The 16,749-nt window shown below is 42.2% G+C and carries 13 protein-coding genes; 2 read left to right on the top strand and 11 right to left on the bottom strand.

What is annotated here, in order from left to right; genetic code table 11:
• Nucleotides 1-57 precede the first annotated feature (57 nt).
• Together ilvM and ilvG are read right to left on the bottom strand one after the other, a co-directional pair.
• The gene (gene ilvM, locus NYF15_RS07925; protein ID WP_054554110.1) at nucleotides 58-303 is read right to left on the bottom strand and encodes an acetolactate synthase 2 small subunit; all 246 of its coding nucleotides are present in this window, start codon (nucleotides 301-303) and stop codon (nucleotides 58-60) included.
• Nucleotides 300-1,949, bottom strand: a complete 1,650-nt coding sequence (ilvG, locus tag NYF15_RS07920) for an acetolactate synthase 2 catalytic subunit (protein WP_371353269.1) — start codon at nucleotides 1,947-1,949, stop codon at nucleotides 300-302. The genes ilvM and ilvG overlap by 4 nt, the downstream gene beginning before the upstream one ends.
• Nucleotides 1,950-2,485: 536 nt before the next feature.
• On the opposite strand from ilvG, the gene NYF15_RS07915 reads away from it, so the two are divergent.
• Nucleotides 2,486-3,364 carry a TraB/GumN family protein gene (locus NYF15_RS07915; RefSeq protein WP_371353268.1) on the top strand — a complete coding sequence of 293 codons (879 nt, stop codon included), beginning with the start codon at nucleotides 2,486-2,488 and terminating at the stop codon, nucleotides 3,362-3,364.
• A 37-nt stretch (nucleotides 3,365-3,401) separates the two neighbouring features.
• On the opposite strand, the gene modF is transcribed toward NYF15_RS07915, so the two are convergent.
• Nucleotides 3,402-4,859 carry a molybdate ABC transporter ATP-binding protein ModF gene (modF, locus tag NYF15_RS07910; RefSeq protein WP_371353267.1) on the bottom strand — a complete coding sequence of 486 codons (1,458 nt, stop codon included), beginning with the start codon at nucleotides 4,857-4,859 and terminating at the stop codon, nucleotides 3,402-3,404.
• Between the two features lie 128 nt (nucleotides 4,860-4,987).
• Between modF and NYF15_RS07905 the strand changes: the two genes are divergently transcribed.
• Entirely contained in the window at nucleotides 4,988-5,611 is a 624-nt protein-coding gene (locus NYF15_RS07905) for a hypothetical protein (protein WP_371353266.1), read from the top strand.
• 15 nt (nucleotides 5,612-5,626) lie between these two features.
• On the opposite strand, the gene NYF15_RS07900 is transcribed toward NYF15_RS07905, so the two are convergent.
• The 8 genes from NYF15_RS07900 to tuf all read right to left on the bottom strand — a co-directional run bounded on the left by NYF15_RS07900 (nucleotide 5,627) and on the right by tuf (nucleotide 16,749).
• Nucleotides 5,627-7,375 (bottom strand): response regulator, encoded by a 1,749-nt coding sequence (locus tag NYF15_RS07900; protein WP_237120074.1) that lies wholly within the window; start codon nucleotides 7,373-7,375, stop codon nucleotides 5,627-5,629.
• A gap of 94 nt (nucleotides 7,376-7,469) precedes the next feature.
• Nucleotides 7,470-9,806, bottom strand: a complete 2,337-nt coding sequence (locus tag NYF15_RS07895) for a fatty acid cis/trans isomerase (RefSeq protein WP_371353265.1) — start codon at nucleotides 9,804-9,806, stop codon at nucleotides 7,470-7,472.
• The gene (locus NYF15_RS07890) at nucleotides 9,803-10,183 is read right to left on the bottom strand and encodes a hypothetical protein (RefSeq protein ID WP_371353264.1); all 381 of its coding nucleotides are present in this window, start codon (nucleotides 10,181-10,183) and stop codon (nucleotides 9,803-9,805) included. The genes NYF15_RS07895 and NYF15_RS07890 overlap by 4 nt, the downstream gene beginning before the upstream one ends.
• Before the next feature lie 138 nt (nucleotides 10,184-10,321).
• Nucleotides 10,322-10,987 (bottom strand): SDR family oxidoreductase, encoded by a 666-nt coding sequence (locus NYF15_RS07885; protein WP_341803413.1) that lies wholly within the window; start codon nucleotides 10,985-10,987, stop codon nucleotides 10,322-10,324.
• A 99-nt stretch (nucleotides 10,988-11,086) separates the two neighbouring features.
• Nucleotides 11,087-11,803, bottom strand: a complete 717-nt coding sequence (locus NYF15_RS07880) for a hypothetical protein (RefSeq protein ID WP_240701201.1) — start codon at nucleotides 11,801-11,803, stop codon at nucleotides 11,087-11,089.
• Nucleotides 11,804-11,879: 76 nt separating this feature from the next.
• Complete coding sequence (locus tag NYF15_RS07875; protein ID WP_371353263.1) at nucleotides 11,880-13,676, bottom strand: alkaline phosphatase; 1,797 nt, start codon at nucleotides 13,674-13,676, stop codon at nucleotides 11,880-11,882.
• Between the two features lie 11 nt (nucleotides 13,677-13,687).
• The gene (locus NYF15_RS07870) at nucleotides 13,688-15,277 is read right to left on the bottom strand and encodes an alkaline phosphatase (RefSeq protein WP_130149263.1); all 1,590 of its coding nucleotides are present in this window, start codon (nucleotides 15,275-15,277) and stop codon (nucleotides 13,688-13,690) included.
• A 287-nt stretch (nucleotides 15,278-15,564) separates the two neighbouring features.
• On the bottom strand, nucleotides 15,565-16,749 hold the full coding sequence (gene tuf, locus NYF15_RS07865; protein WP_062567544.1) for an elongation factor Tu: 1,185 nt from the start codon (nucleotides 16,747-16,749) through the stop codon (nucleotides 15,565-15,567).

Genomic DNA, 16,749 nt, shown 5'->3' with positions numbered 1-16,749 from the left:
TAATTTATTTCTACTAAAGCATCAACCTGATTGCTCTAGTTACCTGTTGATTTTTTACTAGATTGCTTGTTGTTGAAATTGGTTTTCAACATTAACGTGTTTAACATCAACCAATTTATTTAATTGTGATGTTAGTAGATAAATCGGCTTATCGCTGTCTACCGTCATAGTGACGTGAAACGCTTCATCAGCCATTTCTAAATTCATGGTTGTTAGGTCAAAGCCGCGATGACGTGCAACGCGTAAAAAGCGCTCTACCGCGACACTTTGATTCTTTAGTGCAATCGTTAGGGTGTGTTTCATTTTACTGTCTCCGTCATCATTTCATCATTGGCAGCACCGGGCGGTACAAGCGGCCATACATTTTCTTTATCATCTATACAGGCATGCAGAATATATGGACCTTCGCTATTTACTAACGCATCAACCGCAGCATCAACTTCATCTGCTTTAGTGATAGTTTGACCTGGAATGCCAAACACCGCTGCTAACTGCACAAAATCAGGATTATCTGAAAGGTTTGTTTCAGAATAACGACCTTCAAAAAATAGCTGCTGCCATTGACGTACCATGCCTAAGCGCTGGTTATCTAGGATTAGAATTTTAACTGGCAGATTGTTACGGCGAATTGTTGCCAGTTCTTGTATGTTCATCATGATTGAGCCATCACCCGAGACCGTGATCACAAAATCATTTGGGCGCGCAACTTGCGCGCCGATAGCGGCTGGTAAACCAAAACCCATGGTACCCGCTCCACCACTACTTAAATGATTACTTGGGTGGCTAAACTTCATGTGCTGTGCCACCCACATTTGGTGCTGACCCACATCACAGCATACAACACCCGTTGATGGCATTTTTTGGCTTAGCTGGTTTAATAAGTAAGGGGCAAACACTTTTTCGCCCGGATAGTCATAACGCCATGCATGCTCTTTCATCATGCTTTCGATGTGCGTTAACCACTCATCTGGTGTAACAAAACAATCAAGCTGCGGTAATGACGTTTTTAAATCTGCCACTAATGATGCTTTTGCAGGCTTACGCTTACCAACCTCTGCCGCGTCAATATCAAGGTGAATAACCTTTGCTTTTGCCGCAAACTTGCTTAAATTGCCAGTTACACGGTCGTCAAAACGAGCACCGATACAAACCAAAACATCACACTCTTGCACCGCTAGGTTAGCCGCTTTACCGCCATGCATACCTAGCATGCCAAGATCATATTCATAATCAGGTAATACGCTGCCTAGCGCTTTTAACGTCGATACCGCAGGCATATGTGTTTTTTCTAAAAACTGCATAAGCTCATTTTGCGCATCGGCCGCTTGTACACCACCACCGATATACGCCACAGGACGCTGCGCTTCACTCAATATTTGATTGGCAATAGCAACTTGGTTTGCGTCTAATTTTGGTAAATAATCTTCGGCGGCTAACCAAGGGTGGAATGGTACTTGCACCATTTGGATGTCTTTGGGGATATCAACTAACACAGGGCCTGGGCGGCCGCTTTGTGCTATGTGGATGGCTTCTTGTAGGATTTCGGCTAAGTCTTCAGCTCTTTCAACCATGTAACTATGTTTAGTGCATGATAACGACATACCTAACACATCCACTTCCTGAAAGGCGTCGGAGCCTATCGCTGCGGTAGGTACTTGCCCTGTGATAGCAAGCAATGGCACTGAATCCATCATCGCATCAGCAAGGGCTGTTATTAAGTTAGTCGCACCTGGGCCTGATGTTGCAAAGCACACACCTAACTTACCTGTGCTGCGGGCAAACCCTACTGCTGCAAAACCAGCCCCTTGCTCATGACGCGTCAAATAATGTTTGACTGGCGCACCGTACAAAGCGTCGTAAATAGGCATGATGGCACCGCCTGGGTAACCAAAAACATCCTTAACGCCATGTTTGGCTAATAAATCGATTGTTAATTCTGCGCCTGTCATCGTAAATCCTCATTCCTCAGTGACATTGTGTATTTGCTGCGACTCAAACCTTAAAACAAAAAAGCCCCCCGGACTGTTAAGTGCGGGGGGCTTTTTAAATGCTTCACTTTTCTCTAAGCACTAACTAGCCCCCGCGGTAATAATAATCACCACGACGTTAATCAGAATTAGAGAAAGTTTGTTTGTAAGCATTTATCTGTAACCAAATTTTGTTCATTTGTAGCGGAAATCTAGCCATCCCGCTGCCTTTTTCTATTAGTACCGCGCTAAGCCCTTCAAGTCAACAATAAAATTAATTCAAAAAAACATACAAAAAACACTTAAAAGGGAATTAATATTCAAAATATAGTTAATAAGGGGTTTATATTTCACTTTTAAACAAATATGGAAATGTCATACCTCTTTATTAGCTATTCTATGGCTGATTAATTTTTAGCTCTAAGCCCGTATTTTTTCTGCTTTCATTCGATTTAATTTAACTGCTTATGGAAAATTAGTTTAGTATTGAAAACAGTCACAATTTGAAAGGGAAAATTATGAGATTCATTCAGCGCTTTAATGCTCTGTTTTTTATGGTGCTATTACTTGGTTTTAGCCAATGTGCATTGGCAGAGCCGGGACTATGGAAAATAGAAAAAAACGGCATTTCGTCCTATTTATTTGGCACTGTGCATGTTGGTGATAAAAGCATGCAAGGTCTACCAAAGAAGGTTACATCTGCAATTGAGAGCAGTGATAAAGTTATTGTTGAGGTTGATATCAGCACTATTTCAGCAACCGAAATGCAGCGTCGTTCACTGCCTTTTATGATGCTTAAAGATGGAAAAACACTGCAATCAGAGCTTTCTGTAGATAACTTCAATAAGCTACAAAAATACTTTGCCGATAAGTCTATAGATATCGCAATGTTTAAAAACTTAGCACCGTGGGCTGTGATGGTCACCATGATGCAAATGGAGTTCCAAAACGTTGGTTTTTCAGATCAATACGGCATCGACAAACAAGTACTTGCTTATGCGCAAGCACACAATAAACCTATCGGTGAATTAGAAACTCTTGAGCTACAAATGGAAATGTTTACTCATTTAGCAGTTATGAACGATAAGATGATTGAAGAAACATTTGAGCAGCTAGCTGATGTCGACACTTACTTTTTTGGCCTTATCAATGCGTGGAAATCTGGCGATATGAAAACGCTAGCAAAGTTTTATAACGAAAGCTTTGATGATTCTCAATATGGTGAACTAAGTGAGCAAGTAATGCTAATCGATCGCAATAATAATTGGGTAAAGCAACTTTCATCGCGTATCGGCAAAGAAAAACTATTTATTGCCGTTGGTGCTTTGCACTTGCCTGAACAACATGGTTTGCTAAAGCAGCTAACCGATAAAGGCTTCACGGTTACACGTATCTAAATGTTCTATAATCAAATTCAAATTTTATAAGCGCCTTTTATGGCGCTTTTTTTGTGAAATCAGCCATCTCTAAATAGTGTTCAATACCTGTGATTTTGTCACTTGCATGATGATTAACGTACACGACAGTACTTGTCCCTGCGGCGCAGATTTTTTCTATCAGTAATAGCACTCGCTGCCTATTTGCTTCATCAAGGCCAAGGCAAGGTTCATCTAAAATTAATAAATTAGGGTGTTTTATCATCGCCCTCGCAATCAATAATAATCGCTGATCACCAAAGGATAGCTGACTAAAAGAGCTATTTTTTTTGTCACTTAAACCCAGCAAAGCTAACCACTTGGTAGCAATTTCTAGCTGTTTATCAGTGGCTTTTTGATAAAGGCCAATACTGTCATAAAAACCCGATACAAGGGTATTGAGTGCAGTGATACTAACCCGATAATCCATATGCAGCGCATTAGAGATATAACCAATGTGCTGTTTAATTTGCCAAATACTCTCACCACTGCCACGCTGAAAACCAAACACCTTAATATCGTTGTTATAACACTGCGGGTTATCGCCAGTGATAAGGTTCAGCAAGCAGGTTTTTCCTGAGCCATTTTTGCCGGTTAACTGCCAATGTTCGCCTTGGTTTATTTGCCAGTTTAGGTTTTCAAAAACTGCCTCACCACCATAACTCACTGAAGCATTATTTAGTCTTACCAGCATGGGTTCTGTGAGCGGGGGTGCTTGATGATCAGTATCTGCGTTAGGTATTTGTAACTCCGTATGAGTGAGATGCAATAGCTTTAGTAAATCATCGCGCTGCTCGGTTGTTGGCTTTGCTAATTGCTGAGCCACATGACCTTCTTTAACATAGCCGTAGTGATCAACAAAGTCAGGTATTTCAGTTAATCTATTGAGTACAAAAATGAGGGTTGTTGTTTTACTAAGCTCTGCGAGTAACTGATTAAGTTCGGCCATTGCCGTGACATCTAAGCCATCAAACGGCTCATCAAGCACAAGTAAATCTGCCCTCCCTATCAAAGCCTGAATTAACAATAGCTTACGGGTTTCTCCGGTTGATAAATCGCGAAACGCCTTGCTAAGCTTATCTTTAAAATCAAACATGGCAATTAATTGTTGTAGCAACTTACCATCAAACTGTTGCTCATCACGGCCAGCAATCATAATCTCGTAAACGGTGCTAGAGGCAGTAACACCATCAACAATGTCATCTTGATCTTTTTTTAGCTCAGCCGCAAGAAGCTGCTTTTGGCTGTCTGGCGAGACCAATGCAATTCGCTCAAAGTTATTCTCATAGTGGCCTTGTTCTATTTTTGCAAAGCCAGCAATAGCAGCAGCCACCGCTGATTTACCCGCGCCATTCGCACCAAGTAAAACCCATTGCTGCAATCGCGATACATTGATATTAAGCTCATCTAAATAATAAACATCATTACCCTGCCCCTTTAGGCTAGCTCTAACATTAACCAACTGCACTTGTTGCACGTTGAATCCTCATTCTAAATTACCGTTAGCTTGACGTTACCCCATTCAATAAAAAATTAAAAATCGTTTAAACCTTTTTTGAATACAGCTGCGACTAAGGTATAAAATGTCATTTACAGGAAAAAACAATGAAAAAATTACTTTGTGTGGCTGCAATAGGTCTAATACTGGCAACTTCAGACTCTACAGCAAAAGATTCACGAGAGCTCAATCACACCTTTACAATTAATGGCGCAAGCCAGCTTGAAATCGATTTTCCAGTTGGCAGCTTAGAAGTACAAAACTACGCAGGCAGCGAAGTGGTGGTCACAGTGCGTATTGAACCCAAAAACGATACAGGTTGGTTTGGTTCTGAGATGGACTTATCAGATATTAAACTAAGTCACTCACAAAGCACAGGCTCACTGAGCTTAAAGCTAGATAACGATGACATTCAACAAAATTGGTTAGTAAAAATGCCCAACACAATGGCGATTGATGTAGAGCTCGGTGTGGGTGACATTGAAATAAATGATACAAGTAACTCTGTGGATATTGAGCTTGGAGTGGGAGCTGTGCGTATCGATAGTGCACTTGATGACTACAAACGTATTGAGCTGGAAACAGGTGTGGGTGATACAAAAATTCGTGGCATGCTAAATGAAGCAAAACAAAGCAGAAAAATTGTCAGTTCACACTCACAGTATAGTGGGAATGGGCAATTTGAGATTGATGTTGAGGTGGGCGTCGGCGATATAAAAGTCAGTAACTAAAACCTTTAATGGCGCTTATTCTGCTCTATTTTCAGCAAACATAATCGTCAAGGCTTTTTCTACTGTTTCGGCTGTTATTGGTTTATATAAGTGAAGGTTTGCACCTAACGCATAGATGCGTTGCAAATCTTCACTGGAGGTATTGGCTGTTACAGCCAAAATAGGCGTCAGTTGACATTGCTCATTTCTAATTATGTCAATTGCTTGAAAGCCATCCATCACTGGCATGTTAAGATCCATAAATATCACATCATACGGCTTAGTTTCGGTCATATCTGTCGCGATTAAACCGTTTGGCGCTATATCATAAGTATAATTAAATTGGCTCAGAATACGGCCCAATATTGTCGCATTTAAAGTGTTATCTTCAACAATCAAACAATGCAAGTTACTAGGTAATAATGCCTTAGCTGCCTCTTTAGGTGCTTGCTTAAAGGCTAGCTTAACCACAACTTTCACACCATGGGGCTGGACATTAAAAAACTGAATATCCCCTTCAAGCGCTTTAATAATTTGTTTTACCCTGAACAGTCCCGTTTTTAAACCTTGAAAATGCTGCTCTGCATCTTGCTCGTCATTTAAAAAATCACTGGATGAGTGGTCAAACCCTTTACCATTATCTTGCACCTCAAATACAAAACCTTTCTCTCCTTGGCAACTGGCGGTAACCGCTATACGCCCTTGTGTTGGAGTGAACTTGACAGCATTGTTTACAAGCTCTGCAAATACTTGTTGGAGTCGCCCATGATCACTAATGACCTGTTTGTTTACTGATTCTGCAAAGTTAATCGTAAAAGTAATTTTTTTATCATTACACGCATATTCAAAAGGAGTAACGGCCTGCTTAAGGCTAGTTAATAAATTCCCTTGTGCTAAATTCAGCTGCCACTCCCCTGTAGTAAGCTTCTGCAAATCAAGTAGCTCATCCAGCATTGAGACTAACCTATTTACGCAGTATAAAGCCTGCTTTTTTGTGAGTTGCTGAGTATCATTAATATCCAGCGCCTCTATTGACGCTGTCAGTCCTTGCAATGGTGTTCTAAATTCATGACTGGCGCGGGCTATAAAACGTTCTTTATTGTGGCTAACACGCTCTACAACTTCTTTTTGTTGCTGATATTGTTTTATTGTTTTTGCAATGAGCTTTTCCATTGGTTTGAAGATAAATATAAGCTCCACAATCAGTAGCCCAATAGCAATAATCCAAAAAATAACCTCTAATATAGAAATGACTTTTACCTTGGTAACAGCGCTTTGCTCTAACAGATAAACAGCTTCATCTAAATCCATTAAAAGCTTTTCTAAATGTTCACTACTAAATGGGGAGCGACCTTGAGTGCCATAATTAGAGCGACTATTTAATAGTTGCTGCGCTTTGCTGATGTATTGCTTAACGTGCAAATCTAGTTGTGTTGGAGAAGAGAAATAGTGAGCCTTTAGCGCATCATTTAAATAAAGAAACTGTCCACTGCTATCTTTTTGAAGTAAAAACTGATGGCCCGCCACGAATTGCTCTACAGCGTGCTGCAATAGCATGCGATGCTGATGTGTTTGCCCTGATTTTTCGAAGATAAGCGCATTTCCATAAAGCGCTATTTTTTGTGACAACATGCGCTGTTTACCAGCGATGTTAATAACTTGCGCATCACCTTTTTGAATATAAAGTAGATACTGCATCAAAGACACAGATACCGAAATTAAAATGGCGATTGCCAACAATCCCCAGCGATATCGTTTTCTGATATCTACAACCAGATCTAACATATCCGACTCAAGTATTTTTTATATTCAGTGTAGTATAAAAAGATTTATAAAGCCTACAGCGATAGGCTCTATAAATCATACTACTTACTCGTTATTACCTATTCTCTAAGCGGTTGTAATCGAATAAGCCAAACTCAACACCACGGTATTCTTTTGCCGTTTTATGCAAAATATCGCTGTACTGCCAAAACTGCGGGTGGGTTCGGCGAATTGCAAACTCACTTTTTAAATCTCGGTATGCAGCTTCATCCGTTGCCTTTGCAAGCCCAGATGCAAACGCAGAAACTTGCTGTTCATTATGTAGATACCAAATAGCTTCAGGGTAATCACCAATAAAACCAGGCACAATAGTGACGGTGTCTTCCGCATAAGCACGTTGCCCTTCTTCATTCAACAAGCTCGAAATATTATAGTGAGCGTTATGATGAATAAGTGTGTATGCCTTGTGTTTATCAGTGCCATCTTTTACTAACACAAACGATATTTGTGGCAATAGATTCACTGCCTTTACAGGTAAATGATTAATACTGGCTAACGGCTCTGGTACCTTTGTATAGTCAAATCGGGGGCTCAAAACAGACTGCAACTTTGCTTTTAACATAGTGAACAACTCTGCTTGCGGATCTGATGTTTTATAATCAACGCCTGTTGGCTGGCTAAACGACAACTCATCTTCAAAGAAATTAGTTAAGCTAGGTGGCGATTTACGATACCACTGCGCTTTAATTTCCTTACGTTTAGCCTCTGGTAGCAATGCCAAATAATTCGCTTCACCTTCTAAACGCAAAAAATCCATATATAAACGGGTAAGTAACTGATGGCCTATATTGCCATACACGTCGAAGCCTGCCACCAGCAAGTAGTGAATACGTTCAAACAACGCATAATCAAGCACCCACGCTGTTTTTGGCTGCTGGCCTATCCAACCTTTGACAACCGTTGCGCTATCAAAATGACGAAATACTGTTAGCGCCGCATTTTGGTTATGTCCGTCACCTTGCCAAAGTAGGTCTGTTGTTAAATGTTGGCCATTTTCAAACATTTTATTGGCCAACGCGACTTTTGCTGACAAATACTGGTTTTGACGTTTAGAGTATTTTACCCAGCTTGAAATTGGTAAAGCATTACTCTCTTCCTCAGCTGGCAATGCAAGTGCATCTTCGTGCTGTAATAATAACTCACCCACTTTAGGTGTAGCTGCCATTTCAGGCTTTGCAAAGGCTACCCAAAATTGATCATTAATAACATTTAAGGCTATTTGACCTCGGCATACAGGCCCTTTAATGAAGCCCATAATTATCAGCTCAGCTTCATCAAGCATAAATTGATAACGTGAGTTAACAGGGATTGCAGAAAATGCTTTAAATGGGTTTGATGCAACTTCAGGTTTATAACTCGGAAGTTTACTCACCTGGTAATCAGCGTCAATGAATTGCGAACGTATACGTTCAAGCTTCTCATCATTAAGTGCTAAAGGCAGGTGCGTTTTCGCTAAAATAGTTGAGCGATCATGCATTAAGCGATAGTAAACTCGTTCAACTTTAGGATCTTCATAAGGACGACGAGTACTTATTACTTTGATATCTTGCCCCGGTGGGGTTGATGAACGCACAAGTTTAAAGTAACTATGCTTATCAGCATGCTCAGGGAAGTAAATATGGGCCAAATACCAATGTTCATAAATATAGCGCGCAGCTAGCTGGGCTTTTAAATCATCTTGATTAAAAAATGCCTCCCAACGCTTAACCTGCTCAAGAACATCGGGCTCTGGTGGTTCGATGTGAGCTAAATATCCCCCCTTTCTTAACCACTTAGCAAGGTGCTGAAACTCTTCAGTTGAAATCCCCGGTAAACCATAAGGCATACCACTGTGAGGGTTATCTTTAGCAAATGAATCGAATTCACCCATTGTGGTACAGGTTTGCTCGCGATCAAGGCTGAAATCAAATTCATCGCCTAAAATTGCTTGCGCTGGTAATGGGCTACTTTGCTTAAGTACTAAGGCATTATAAAGCACACTGCCTGCAAGGTTGGCTTCTTCAGTTTGAATGCGCTCATTGAGCACGGGAGTAAAGCCTTTTTCACGCCACTGAGCGGTATTTACTGCATCGAAGAGCAAACGACTAGGCTCTTGAGCAAGTAAACGTGTCCCATCATAAACGCGCTCTTTACTAAGGCCACGATCAATTCCTTCCACTGATGACAGTTTTAACTGACACGGTGCATCATAACAGCCATGGCACACAACACATCGGCTATCAAGCACAGGTTTTACATCCGTTAAAAATTCTACACCTTCAGGTGAGGCTGCTCCGACTACTCGTTCTTGAGGCTGCTCTTTACCAAAAAGCTCATCGTAATGCGCTGCCCCTAAATAAGCACAACCGCTTAATAATATTAAACCAAACAGCGTGGTTAAGGCCTTTTTCATTCTTCTTCCTCGCTATCTTCGATGTCATCACCTAAATCAAATGTTGGCATCATATCGACCTGTGGCGATACAAAGCTATGCTCCCCTTCAGTGCTCAACATTGCACTTAACAAGGGACCTCGAACAAGGGTTAATTGAGCATCGTGTTCTGTATCTATAAGCGATTGGTAATCAGCGCTAATAACATCAACGCGGTAATCTGTCAGCGTTATAGCTACACTGCTATCTTGCGCAGGGTTTTGACAAAGCTGAGTAAGCAACTCTTCACTGAGCGTGACATGCAAAAGTAAATCTGGGGACTCAATATCACGACTGTGAAGGTTCTCGTCAAAATAAAAAAGGGGAAGAGTTAAATCGCTATTTTGCTCTAATTCCATGTGCTGCTCTCTACATCGATATGGCTTTCAATTGTACGAGTATAGCAAACAATAAGTTCAAAAATTAGCGAAAGTTATCAGTAGTTAGCAGCAATTTAACTACTAACTACCCTATTTTTAAACAAGGTGAGCTTAGTCTTACCAAGGCAAGGTTTCACCATTGGAGTGCCAAAAGCCTCCGGTATTACTTAGGTTTAGTTCATCAATACGTTTTATTAAACGCTCTACTGCTGTGTTGGGGCTAATATCACCTGCAAAATTAACCATTTGCGTTTGCACAAATCCCGGATGGAATAATCCGACCGCAATTTTTTTATCTTTAAGCTCATGTGCCAAGCTCACACCTGCAGCATTGAGTGCCGCTTTAGACATACGATAACCAATGTAACCACCTGAACCATTGTCAGCAATTGACCCCATTCGTGATGTGATCATCGCAACCTTCGCATCAAGGCCCAAACTTTGTAGTAATGCATGGGTGACTCGAACAGGGGCGATGGCATTCACATGAAGTTGTTTTTCAATTGCGCTAAAGTCCATGTCGTCTAAAGTTTCATTATGAAAAACACCTGCGTTGTTAATCAAAATATCAATTTTGTCACCATGAAGGTGACTCGCTAAAGTGGTAACATCATCGGCGTTGGCTACATCAATATCGCTAATAATTTTGACATCTAATGCTTTAAGCTCTTCACTTGGGATGCGAACAACGGCGGTTACTCGATACCCTCTAGCCACGTATTGCTTGCAAAAATTAAGACCAATACCTTTGTTCGCCCCCGTTACCACAACATGCTTTGTCATCACCACACTCCTAAAATTATCATGTACCCTATAACCTTGGGGTTAATAAGAAAAAACCAAGAGCTAAAATCCATTAGCTGTGATGGCTGATCATTCTTACTAATGATGATGTTTATGTGAGCCTTGTAACTGATTGCCTTGGGCATCATAAAAACCGCTGGCGCCATGCTCAACAAAGCCTTGGTTGATCATTTTTGCAAGGAATGGGTCGCTCTCATTATCACCGATGTCTGCGTAATCTGTCGTTTGATAGCTATCCCATTTCGCAAACTGCGCCTGCACTTCTTGCTGGTTATGATTACTGGCTGTTAAAACAATTTCACGACTATAGCTTGGTGTTGAAATGCGAATTGATTTTAGTAATTTTTGATTTGCAAGCCAGCTTAGCTCTATCTTGCTCTCACCTTGCTGCTTTGTGTAATACTCCGTTAGCTCACAGCCTTCACCTGTACTTTTCTGGTGCGTCATTGAGGCTAAAAGTTTATCGCTGACTAACTGATATTTACTACTCCAATCTTGCTTGCCTTGCACTTCTGAGGGTTGATACTCAATACCGCGTTGAGCTTCTTGAAAATAACGAATTGGTCTTATTTGTTGGTTCCGTAACTCTTGCCATAATTCAATAAACTGTGGGTTTTGTTTAGCCACTTGATGCGGCGTACGCCAAAGGGTAAAGGTGCTTTCTGTATGCTGCTTTTTAGTAATAGTATCCGTCGTGACTTTGTAGTTAGCTTGCGTAAAACCTGTATTCATGTTGCATTGGTCAGCAACGGCGAGTGGACTCATTAATGTGGCAATTAAGATAGCTGCTTTCACGGTATTCTCTTTTTATCTACGTTTTTCTATCAATAACTTACAGAGTAAGGGAGGCTCAGAGCCTCCCAAAAACTCATTATTGTGCTAATTTAGCATCGGCTTGTTTAACAAGGTCAGCGGCATAATCCATTACATGGAAAATAAGGCTTTGCTCATTAGTACCCGTTACTAAATGCGCGCCAGGGCCTACTGCATACACACCCACATCTTCTGCAGCGTGTGTTTCAGAACCCAGTGGAACAACAGCCTCTTGGTGGAAGCCTGGTGTTGTTGTGTCAACATCAGTTAAATCAACGCGGCCTGTCACTGGCGCAAAGTTATAACCTACGTCAGCATCGGTCTCATCACCTAGGTCACGGAAACCGCCGCCATTGGTATAACCAACCGTTGTATACGGCATATTATCGGCGGCAAGTGATGGTTCATCACTACCCACTGGCACCACTTTACCTAAAATTGGGTTACCGCGTTTAGGGTAGCCTGCAATGGTAAATACGTGACTATGGTCAGCTGTTACGATGATTAGCGTGTCTTCAATACTGGTTTTATCAAGGGCAACTTGCACTGCTTTTGATAACTCAACAGTATCGCTTAATGCATTGTATGCATTGCCCGCATGGTGAGCATGGTCAATACGACCTGCTTCAACAGTTAAGAAGAAACCATTGTCGTTGTTATCGAGTACATCAATTGCTTTTGCGGTCATTTCAGAAAGTGACGGCTCACCAGCAACATCGTTGGCGCGGTCTGCTTCGTATTGCATATGTGATTCATTGAACAAACCAAATACGCGCTCTGTTGTATCTGCATTGATTGCATCAAAACCTGCCTGGTCCATCACATACTGACCCGCTGGGTATTTCGCTTTCCATTCTGCGGTTAGGTCGCGACCATCGGTACGGTCGCCTTCAACAGAGCTCACAGCATCTGCTGAGTTAAATGTAGCGTCTTTAGGTAAGAAATGACGACGACCGCCGCCCATCACAACCTCTAAACCATCAACATTTAGGCCTGCATAGCGTGCTTCTAAGTTCGCTTCGAAGTTCACTAACTGCGATGCAATATCTTCACAGCCAGCAGTAACTGCAGCTTCAGGCATATCTGATACATCTTCCCAGTTACGATCAGCCGATTTTGCATACGTTGCAGCAGGCGTTGCGTGCGTTATACGCGCAGTCGATACAATCCCTGTCGACTTACCAGCAATCTCAGCAAGCTCCGTCGCTGTTACCAGCTCATTACCCGCAACCGTTGCGCAGTTACCACGTTCGATATCTTCATCAACGCCGATAACACCTGCATCGGTTTTTACACCTGATGCCATTGCCGTCATCGTGCCCGCTGAATCAGGTGTTTGCGCATCCACGTTATAGGTTTTAGCAAAACCAGAAAACGGTAGGGCTTCAAAGCTAAGTTGGTGCTCTTCACCTAGCTTACCTTCTAGCTGACCTGCCATAATACGTGCAGCAGTCACGGTCGAAATACCCATGCCATCACCTACAAACAGGATCACGTTTTTCGCTTTACCTGAGTCTTTCGCAACTGCAGCAATGTTTTCTTCGCTAGTAGCCACTTTGGCTTGCGCTTCTTTAAACCAGTCATTATCTGTAAGCGGCGCTAGTTGTGCTGCTGTTAAAGTGGTTGCCGGTGCATTACATGACAAAGTTGTTTCGGTAACTTCTGCTGAGTCTAACGTACCGTTATCATTGCTATCGGTGCCAGTTAGCGTTTCTGTTCCACCGTTTACACACTGCTCTGACCCCACAGCGAGTGTGTTTTCAACAGTTAACGTTTTTGGTGAGTTGTCATCATCATCAGAACAACCCGCTAATGCCACTACTACAGCAAGAGAAATTAAATTTAGTTTTTTCATCGTCGTCGCCATTATTCTTCAATTAGTTCGAGAGCTTGATTAATGATGTGGAAAATTACATTCTGCTCCACAACCCCTTGCGCAAGTTGCGCACCTGGACCTTTCGCATGCAATGAAATATCTTCACCAGCATGTGTCTCTGAACTTAACGGCACGATGGCTTCTTGGTGATAACCTGGTGCTGTCGTATCAACCCCCACTAAATCAGCGCGGCCAGCAAAAGCAGCGTCGTTGTATGATGCATCTGCATCAGTTTCATCGCCTAAATCACGGAATCCTAAACCATTTGCATAACCAACGGTGGTATAAGGCATGCCATCTGCAGCAAGACTTGGCTCTTCGCTACCAACAGCAACTACTTGACCTAGAATTGGATTACCACGCTTAGGATAGCCAGCAATCGTAAATACATGGCTGTGATCAGCGGTAACTAGGATTAACGTTTCTTCAGGGTTCGTGTTATCGACTGCTGATTGAACCGCTTTAGCAAATTCAATAGTATCGTTTAACGCGTTATAAGCGTTGCCTGCGTGATGAGCATGATCAATACGACCTGATTCAACAGTTAAGAAAAAGCCTTTTTCATTACTCTTCAAGATATCGATTGCTTTAGTTGTCATTTGTGAAAGTGAAGGCTCACCTGCAACGTCATTATCGCGATCTGCTTCATACTGCATATGTGATTCGTTAAACAGTGCAAAGACTTTTTTCTCGTCGCCTACCAGTGCATCGAAACCAGCTTGGTCCATCACATACTTGCCATCAGGGTACATTGCTTGCCATTCAGCAGTTAGGTCACGCTCATCGGTACGGTCACCTTCAACACTGCTGACAGCATCAGCCGAATTAAATGACACATCTTTTGGTAAGAAGTGACGACGACCGCCGCCCATTACCACATCAAGACCATCGACATCCGTACCAACAAAACGCGCTTCTAAATTTTTCTCAAAATTAACGAGTTGTGAGGCTATGTCTTCACAACCAGCTTCTATCGCAGCAGCTGGCATATCTGATACATCTTCCCAGTTACGATCAGCCGATTTTGCATAGGTCGCTGCTGGTGTTGCGTGTGTGATACGTGCTGTAGAAACAACGCCTGTAGCCAAGCCCTTAATCTCAGCTAGCTCTGTTGCCGTAATTAACTCATTACCAGCAACTGTAGAGCAGTCGCCACGCACAATATTTTCATTAACACCAATAACACCCACATCCGTTTTAACGCCTGAAATAATTGCCGTCATAGTGCCTGCGGAATCAGGTGTTTGTGCATCAACGTTATACGTTTTAATTTGCGCTGAGTAAGGGAATTCCTCAAAGCTGAGTAAGCCTTCTTCACCCGTTTTACCTTCCATTTGCCCTGCCATGATACGGGATGCAGTGAGCGTTGAGATACCCATACCATCACCAACAAATAGAATGACATTTTTTGCTTTAAACGTTTGCTCAGCCTGAGCTGCCGCTTCTTTTTTTGTTACTTTAGCTTCTGCGGCACTATACCAATCATTTTGTTTTTGACTATCTGGTAACACGCCCGCATTGGCGGTGGCTGATAATGCCAACGTTAAGCCAATTGCAGTGGCAATTTTATTAATTTTCATCGTTACGTTCCGTTAGTACGTTATTTTTTAAAGAGTTAGAGTGCTAACTAAACTGCACAAGAGTAATCAGCGCGGTTATGGTAAAACCGTTTTGTTACTTAAAAAGTGACTTTTCATGACGAAATGATGAAACAAAAGAGGAAGTCTAGTGGTAAGTTAAGCTATTAGTTTTAGAGGAATAAAAAGTAGTAATAATAATGAGTGGATGCTCAACTCATTTTCTTTAGGCATTAAAAAAGGCCGCCTAGGCGACCTTTTTATAAGCTGTGAAGCTCTATCTGTTGATATTACTCAACGATAGTTGCTACAACACCAGCACCAACTGTACGGCCACCTTCACGGATAGCGAAGCGTAAACCTTCGTCCATCGCGATTGGAGCGATTAGTTCTACAGTCATCTTGATGTTGTCACCAGGCATTACCATTTCAACGCCGTCTGGTAACTGTACGTCACCTGTTACGTCAGTTGTACGGAAGTAGAACTGTGGACGGTAACCTTTGAAGAATGGCGTGTGACGACCACCTTCATCTTTAGAAAGTACGTATACTTCTGAAGTGAACTTCGTGTGTGGAGTGATTGAACCAGGCTTAGCTAGTACTTGACCACGTTCAACGTCTTCACGCTTAGTACCACGTAGAAGTGCACCGATGTTCTCACCCGCACGACCTTCGTCTAGAAGCTTACGGAACATCTCAACACCTGTACACGTTGTCTTCGTAGTTTCTTTGATACCTACGATTTCAACTTCGTCATTCACGTTGATGATACCAGCTTCAACACGGCCAGTTACAACTGTACCACGGCCTTGGATTGAGAATACGTCTTCGATAGGCATGATGAATGGCTTATCGATGTCACGCTCTGGCTCTGGGATGTAAGAATCTAGTGCTTCTGCAAGCTCAACGATTTTGTCTTCCCACTCTTTCTCACCTTCTAACGCTTTAAGCGCAGAACCTTGGATTAGAGGTAGGTCATCACCTGGGAAGTCGTACTCAGAAAGAAGTTCACGAACTTCCATCTCAACTAGCTCAAGTAGCTCTTCGTCGTCAACCATGTCACATTTGTTCATGAATACGATGATGTAAGGTACACCAACCTGACGAGAAAGTAGGATGTGCTCACGAGTTTGTGGCATAGGACCGTCAGTCGCAGCAACTACTAGGATTGCGCCGTCCATTTGAGCAGCACCAGTGATCATGTTTTTAACATAATCGGCGTGTCCTGGACAGTCTACGTGTGCGTAGTGACGAGTTGGTGTATCGTACTCAACGTGTGAAGTTGAGATTGTGATACCACGCTCACGCTCTTCTGGAGCGTTATCGATTGATGCGAAGTCTTTCGCTACACCACCGTATACTTTTGCAAGTACGTTAGTGATTGCTGCAGTTAGGGTAGTTTTACCGTGGTCAACGTGGCCGATTGTACCTACGTTTACGTGCGGTTTTACGCGTTCAAACTTTTCTTTTGCCAT

This window comes from Pseudoalteromonas sp. 68 DY56-GL68 (assembly GCF_041414825.1).
Lineage (GTDB): Bacteria > Pseudomonadota > Gammaproteobacteria > Enterobacterales > Alteromonadaceae > Pseudoalteromonas.
This window is presented reverse-complemented; position numbering and strand designations above follow the sequence as displayed.

Excerpts from the sequence above, each read along its gene's own strand:
- ilvM (WP_054554110.1), bottom strand. The coding sequence starts at position 303 with ATGAAACACACCCTAACGATTGCACTAAAGAATCAAAGTGTCGCGGTA.
- ilvG (WP_371353269.1), bottom strand. The coding sequence starts at position 1,949 with ATGACAGGCGCAGAATTAACAATCGATTTATTAGCCAAACATGGCGTT.
- NYF15_RS07915 (WP_371353268.1), top strand. The coding sequence starts at position 2,486 with ATGAGATTCATTCAGCGCTTTAATGCTCTGTTTTTTATGGTGCTATTA.
- NYF15_RS07905 (WP_371353266.1), top strand. The coding sequence starts at position 4,988 with ATGAAAAAATTACTTTGTGTGGCTGCAATAGGTCTAATACTGGCAACT.
- NYF15_RS07900 (WP_237120074.1), bottom strand. The coding sequence starts at position 7,375 with ATGTTAGATCTGGTTGTAGATATCAGAAAACGATATCGCTGGGGATTG.
- NYF15_RS07895 (WP_371353265.1), bottom strand. The coding sequence starts at position 9,806 with ATGAAAAAGGCCTTAACCACGCTGTTTGGTTTAATATTATTAAGCGGT.
- NYF15_RS07890 (WP_371353264.1), bottom strand. The coding sequence starts at position 10,183 with ATGGAATTAGAGCAAAATAGCGATTTAACTCTTCCCCTTTTTTATTTT.
- NYF15_RS07885 (WP_341803413.1), bottom strand. The coding sequence starts at position 10,987 with ATGACAAAGCATGTTGTGGTAACGGGGGCGAACAAAGGTATTGGTCTT.
- NYF15_RS07875 (WP_371353263.1), bottom strand. The coding sequence starts at position 13,676 with ATGAAAAAACTAAATTTAATTTCTCTTGCTGTAGTAGTGGCATTAGCG.
- NYF15_RS07870 (WP_130149263.1), bottom strand. The coding sequence starts at position 15,277 with ATGAAAATTAATAAAATTGCCACTGCAATTGGCTTAACGTTGGCATTA.
- tuf (WP_062567544.1), bottom strand. The coding sequence starts at position 16,749 with ATGGCAAAAGAAAAGTTTGAACGCGTAAAACCGCACGTAAACGTAGGT.